5 protein-coding genes and 1 pseudogene are annotated in these 6,138 nt (G+C 59.4%); 4 read left to right on the forward strand and 2 right to left on the reverse strand.

Translation table 11 applies throughout. The features are described 5' to 3' along the window. Both AC1DWG_RS30275 and AC1DWG_RS30280 read right to left on the reverse strand, forming a co-directional pair. Nucleotides 1-2,977 (reverse strand): beta strand repeat-containing protein (locus AC1DWG_RS30275; protein ID WP_477788760.1); only part of this gene is annotated, 2,977 nt, incomplete at its 3' end. Nucleotides 2,978-3,065: 88 nt separating this feature from the next. After that, complete coding sequence (locus AC1DWG_RS30280) at nt 3,066-3,353, reverse strand: PilZ domain-containing protein (protein ID WP_477760170.1); 288 nt, start codon at nt 3,351-3,353, stop codon at nt 3,066-3,068. Nucleotides 3,354-3,556: 203 nt separating this feature from the next. On the opposite strand from AC1DWG_RS30280, the gene AC1DWG_RS30285 reads away from it, so the two are divergent. The 4 genes and pseudogenes from AC1DWG_RS30285 to AC1DWG_RS30300 all read left to right on the forward strand — a co-directional run. Further along, a complete protein-coding gene (locus AC1DWG_RS30285) occupies nt 3,557-4,222 on the forward strand; it encodes a LuxR C-terminal-related transcriptional regulator (RefSeq protein ID WP_477765554.1) in 666 nt (221 codons plus the stop codon). 139 nt (nt 4,223-4,361) lie between these two features. Next, entirely contained in the window at nt 4,362-4,814 is a 453-nt protein-coding gene (locus tag AC1DWG_RS30290) for a thiol-disulfide oxidoreductase DCC family protein (RefSeq protein ID WP_477756560.1), read from the forward strand. 489 nt (nt 4,815-5,303) lie between these two features. After that, on the forward strand, nt 5,304-5,582 hold the full coding sequence (locus tag AC1DWG_RS30295) for a DUF2790 domain-containing protein (RefSeq protein WP_477765323.1): 279 nt from the start codon (nt 5,304-5,306) through the stop codon (nt 5,580-5,582). A 277-nt stretch (nt 5,583-5,859) separates the two neighbouring features. Continuing rightward, nucleotides 5,860-6,138, forward strand: a pseudogene (locus AC1DWG_RS30300) (hypothetical protein); the annotation flags it as partial.

Genomic DNA, 6,138 nt, shown 5'->3' on the forward strand with positions numbered 1-6,138 from the left:
CTTCCTGCACGGTGCCAACATCGTTGCCGGTCGCGAAGCTGAGCACCGGCGCGTCGTTGCTGCCGGTAATGGTGACGGTCACCAGTTGGGTGTCGACGCCGCCCAGGCCGTCGCTGACTTGCACCGTAAACACGTCATCATGGCTCTCGCCCGCCTTCAGCGACTGCACCGCACTGGCAACTCCGTCGCTGCCATTGGCCAGGGTGTAGGTCCACTGGCCGCTGCTGTCCACGGCGATTGCGCCGTAGGTGCCGGTGGACGCGCCATTGATGGTCCAGGTTGCCGTGGCATCGTGATCGATGTCGGCCGAGCTGAACTGGCCGCTGACACTGAGGGTGGTGTCTTCCTGCACCGCGCCGGCCGCATTGCCCGTCGCGAAGCTGAGCACTGGCGCGTCGTTGCTGCCGGTGACGGTGACGGTCACCAACTGGGTGTCGACGCCACCCAAGCCGTCGCTGACTTGCACGCTGAACACTTCGTTGTGACTCTCGCCCGCCTTCAGTGACTGCACCGCACTGGCAACGCCATCGCTGCCGTTGGCCAGGATGTACGTCCATTGGCCGCTGCTGTCCACGGCGATCGAGCCGTAGGTGCCCGTATCCGTACCCGCAATGCTCCAGGTCGCCGTGGCGTCGTGATCGATGTCGGCCGAGCTGAACTGGCCGCTGACGCTGAGGGTGGTGTCTTCCTGCACGCTGCCAACATCGTTGCCGGTCGCGAAACTGAGCACGGGCGCGTCGTTGCTGCCGGTAATGGTGACGGTCACCAGCTGGGTGTCCAAGCCGCCGAGGCCATCGCTGACCTGCACGCTGAACACTTCGTTGTGACTCTCGCCCGCCTTCAGCGACTGCACCGCACTGGCAACCCCGTCGCTGCCATTAGCCAGGGTGTAGGTCCACTGGCCGCTGCTGTCCACCGCGATCGAGCCAAAGGTGCCGGTATTTGGCCCGGCAATGCTCCAAGTGGCGGTGGCGTCGTGATCGATGTCAGCCGAACTGAACTGGCCGTTGACGCTGAGCGTGGTGTCTTCCTGCACCGCGCCGGCAGCATTGCCCGTCGCGAAGCTGAGCACTGGTGCGTCGTTGCTGCCGGTGATGGTGATCGTCACGTCCTTGGTCACCGTCGCCCCGACGTCATCGGTCAGCGTCACCGTGAACACTTCGGTCTTGGTCTGGCCCGCGGCCAGGTACTGCGCCGCGCTGTTGTTCAGCGTATAGCTCCAGCCCACGCTGCCCACCGCGTCGCCGGTGCTCTCGTCGCTGACAGTGGCCACCAGCGTACCCAGCGCACCGGCCGGTGCACTCACGCTGGCCACATGGGCGTGATCGGCCAGGTCCACGTCGCCGAAGGCGAAGCTGCCGCTGGCCACCGGGGTGCCGTCTTCGGTCACCGCCGCGCTTTCGATTTCTGCCGCCGTCACGGTCGGCGCGTCATTGGTGCCGGTCAGGGTGATCGTCACGTCCTTGGTCACCGCCGCCCCGAAGTCGTCGGTCAGCGTCACCGTGAACACTTCGGTCTTGGTCTGACCTGCGGCCAGGTACTGCGCCGCGCTGTTGTTCAGCGTATAGCTCCAGCCCACGCTACCCACCGCATCACCGGTACTCTCGTCGCTCACACTGGCCACCAGCGTACCCAGCGCACCGGCCGGCGCACTCACGCTGGCCACATGGGCGTGATCGGCCAGGTCCACGTCGCCGAAGGCGAAGCTGCCGCTGGCCAGCGGGGTGCCGTCTTCGGTCACCGCAGCGCTTTCGACCTCTGCCGTCGTCACCGTCGGCGCGTCGTTGGTGCCGGTCAGGGTGATCGTCACGTTCTTGGTCACCGTCGCCCCGAAGTCATCGGTCAGCGTCACCGTGAACACTTCGGTTTTGGTCTGGCCCCCAGCCAGGTACTGCGCCGCGCTGTTGTTCAGCGTGTAGGTCCAGCCCACGCTGCCCGTAGCGTCGCCGGTGCTCTCGTTGCTGACAGTGGCCACCAGCGTACCCAGCGCACCGGCCGGCGCGCTCACGCTGGCCACATGGGCGTCATCGGCCAGGTCCACGTCGCCGAAGGCGAAGCTGCCGCTGGCCAGCGGGGTGCCGTCTTCAGTCACCGTCCCGCTTTCGATTTCTGCCGCCGTCACCGTCGGCACATCATTGGTGCCGGTGATAGTGATGGTCACATTCTGCGTTACCGACGAACCATGACCATCGTTGATGGTGACCAGGTAAGTTTCGGTGACTGTCTGTCCCTGGGCCAGGTACTGCGCCGCCGCATTGCTCAGGTTGTACGTCCATTGCACCGAACCGTTGGCTGCATTCGCTGCTTCGCTTACCGGCAAGAGTACGAACGTACCAAGATGAGTAGCGTTGCCCGCCGCCGGCGCGAACGTCGCCATGTGCGTGTCACTCAGGTCGACATCGTCAAAGACAATCGTGCCGCTGGCTGTCTGCGAGTCGGTCGTGCTCGCCGTGGTGTCGGCGTCTTCGGTCACCGTGCCGGCCTGCGCGCCGATGCTGATCGTCATACCATCATTCACGCCCGAAAACTGCACCGTCGCGGTGGCCCAACTGAGCGTTCCGTTGCCAAGACGAATCGCATAGGTAAAGCTGTCCGTCAGGAGCTCGCCAGTAGCCAGCGCCTGGAGTTGTGCCTTGAAAGCAGACGAGAAAGTAGTGGCGTCGTAGCCGACCTTGCCGTCCGAGGTGATCCAGATCTTTGCACCATTCAAACTGGTGTCAGAACTCGCCGCCTCAGCCCTCGCCGTATCCTGGGTCAGGAGGTCGGCCGGAGCATAAGCCTTGGTGGCAGTAGAAAGACTGTCCGCGTTGTCGAGTGACCAGAGTGTCTTCGCGTTGCCACCGAGGTCATTGGACATGACGTCCCAATACACGACCCCCAACAGATTTTCAGTGGTGGTGAAGATGTCATCCTTCGCCTGCGGCGTGTTGGAAAACGAGGTAACGGTTCCGCCGCTGGTAGTTGTAGTGCTAGCCATGTCTTTCTCCCAAGAATGTCACCCTGAGCAAAAAACCGCCGTGGGCCGCTAACAGCCACAAGCGCTTCTTCCTCAACCCACGAAAACCTCATTCCACCGGCACCAGCCGGCTGGCCAGCAGCTTCACGCCCGCCCCGGTCCTGCCGCCTTGTGGCTCAATGCGCACAATTTGTCCTTGAGCCTTGAACTTCATGGGGCCGCCGGGAGTGTCGAGTTCGATCTCGAAGTCAATCAAGCTACCCACCTGCAGCTCACTATCGGTTTCGAAATACAAACCGGAGGCGCTGATGTCACGGGTGACACCGTTGCCCCCGCCGATCAGTTGCAGCGGCAGGGTGATTTGTTCACGGGGCTCAATTCGGTATGTGCCTTTCATGGTGGCAGTCTAAAAACGACCGCTGTTTTATACATGGGAGCGCTATCCCTTTTTTCTGGGAGTCAATCAGCCATGAAAACAGGGCTTTACGGGACAAATGTCATGGGAGGGGCTACCTGAAGCGTTATAGAAAAAAGCTACAGGCTGCAACGATTGCTATCATGATCAGCTAACACAACCCGCCTAAAGAGGCAGCGACCCGCATGCCAATTCAAGTCCTGTTAGTAGCTCTACCGCTCGTGGCCTGGGGCCTTGAGCGTCTGGTGGAAAGCGCTCAACCGAGGTTGACGCTGGCGGGCTCGGTGGCGTCGGTGGCGGAGTACCTGCTTTCGCTTCACCAATACGCGCCAGATGTGGTGGTGCTGGACCTGGACAGCGAGGACTGTATCGAGTCGCTGGTCGACTTGCACAGCCAGACCAAAGCCAGGATTCTGGTAGTGACAGGGTCGAGCGACGTGGCGCTGCATGACAGAGCGGTGCTGGCGGGCGCACGTGGCGTGGTGGATAAGCGGGAGTCGGCCTCCGCATCGACATTGCTCAAAGCCATAGAAAAAGTGCATGACGGCGAACTCTGGATTGACCGCAATGCGACCAGCCGTATCTTCCTTGAACTGGCGCGCAAGAAAGCCGAACGCGATATTGACCCGGAGCAACAAAAAATCGCCAAGCTAACGCGCCGCGAGCAGCAAACCATTGCATCGCTGGCCAGCGACCCCTCAGCCCCTGGCAAGTTGGTGGCCGAGAAGTTGCACATCAGCGAGCACACGCTGCGCAACCATTTAACATCGATCTACAGCAAGCTGGGCCTGACGAACCGCGTAGATCTGTACGCCTACGCACACAAGCATGGCCTTTCCACAGGCGACTGAGGACTGCGGCAATACTCCTTCTGCTTACACAGAATTCAGCTGTGTTGCATCGACCGGTTGAATCCACAGCCAAATGCAGACTTTAACGCTGGCACGTGGTTATGATCCGGGATAACCAGGATCCCTTGGACCCACGCTTATGCCAGCCTCGCAAATCCGCCCCTCACCCGCGCCACTGCTCAAACCAGGAGAAACGGTGGTCCTGTTCGACGGTGTCTGCAAGCTGTGCAATGGCTGGGTGAGGTTCTTGATTCGCCATGACCGCCAGCGGCGAGTGCGGTTGGCGGCGGTTCAGTCACCCGAGGGGCAGGTTCTGCTCGCGTGGGCAGGTTTGCCCGTGGATCAATTCGACACCATGGCGGTGATCCGCGACCGACACTACTGGGACCGTTCGGATGCATTTTTCGAAATCATCGCCCAGTTTTCCGCACTCTGGCGCCCCGTGAACCTGTTGCGCATCTTCCCTCGCAAACTTCGAAATTGGGCATACGACCGCATTGCGCTTAATCGTTATCGGCTCTTCGGGAAATACGACACGTGCCTATTGCCGGAGCCTGATCATGAACAGCGTTTTTTGAAAGCGCCCCTATGAACGCCCTCACACGCATTAACCGGATCACCAGTTCCACATCTGGCATCACCGCCAAATGCCTGCAAACGATGCTACCGAAATTTCCGTAGCCACCGACCACCATCACCCTGAATACCCTTCAGCTATTCCCTGACTGACAGGCTGCTTTCGGCTGTGGATTCAACCGGTGGTGAAAGGCAACAATCGGCCAATACCCGATATTTCCCCCTGGCTCGATAGCAGGCGTTTTCGGTCCAGGTACTGTCACAACCACCGCGCGAAAAATCCGTCATGACATGTCATGACCTCCTTCAGAAACGGACTTTGACCAACAAATACGGGGTTTAAAGGACGAATGGTCGAGAGGCGTCAAGCGCGGGGAATTGCCGGGAGTTTGCAGCCACTACAGGCTTTTCAGGCAGGCACGTTCGTCGCGGTGCAGTGAACTTCACTCTCATCACGTGTCACATTAGGTCCTTGTCAAGCGAACTACAGAAGAGGTACAGCCTTATGAGCATGGCCACAATTGTCAGTGCCGTGATTTCCAGTCTCGCACCCAGTGTCTTCGACCAGAACAGCCTGCAAGAACCCGGCGCGCATGTCTCGGCCGTTGAATACCACTACGGGATGGACATCGATGTGAAACGCGTACTGCAGCGCACCGATACATCCGACAAGACCGGCGTGGTACCGGTGACCCTGGTCTACGAAGACAGCGAGGGTGAGGTTCACAAGATCCGTTTCCTCGAATGGGGTGCAAGCCCTGCCGCCCCCACCAGCATTGCCTGATCCGCTCGCCGACAGGGTTCCGGGCCTCGCCTGCCCCCCAGAAGCGGAAGTCAAACCTCATAGGCACCCAGTGCGGATGATGTTTGTTGTTACCTGAAAATTAAAATAATCGAATGATTAAAAGTTCATTCGTGAAAATCACTATTATCTTGGCCGCGTCATGCCGCAAGATTAATTAATAGTAATTACTGGATCTTGACTGCCATCAGCAACGGCAAACTCCAATTATGCCGTGCCGAGAGCCAAGTCGATTCACTATTACAACCAAGAGGTCACCATGGAACTTAGTATGTTTTCTTCGTCCACCGTGGAATATGTGCGTTTGGGCGTTGTATATTTTCATCTTATCGCCTGCTGCGTGGCAATCGGGCTGGTTTTGACCAGTGACATTGCAATGGTCAAGCAACTCCTGAAGGGCGATGCATCAGGTCACCATGATGACGCGCACATGGACAGTCTTCAAAAAACCGTATCGCTTGCACTTGTCGCGCTCTGGATTACAGGCATTGGTATTGTCGGGATCGATTATGCCGGCAAGGGGATGGAGTATTTCCTC

The organism is Pseudomonas sp. P4_B3, from assembly GCF_056402295.1.

Bases quoted from the DNA above. Each gene is read 5' to 3' on its own strand.
- AC1DWG_RS30280 (WP_477760170.1), bottom strand. From the start codon at position 3,353: ATGAAAGGCACATACCGAATTGAGCCCCGTGAACAAATCACCCTGCCG.
- AC1DWG_RS30285 (WP_477765554.1), top strand. From the start codon at position 3,557: ATGCCAATTCAAGTCCTGTTAGTAGCTCTACCGCTCGTGGCCTGGGGC.
- AC1DWG_RS30290 (WP_477756560.1), top strand. From the start codon at position 4,362: ATGCCAGCCTCGCAAATCCGCCCCTCACCCGCGCCACTGCTCAAACCA.
- AC1DWG_RS30295 (WP_477765323.1), top strand. From the start codon at position 5,304: ATGAGCATGGCCACAATTGTCAGTGCCGTGATTTCCAGTCTCGCACCC.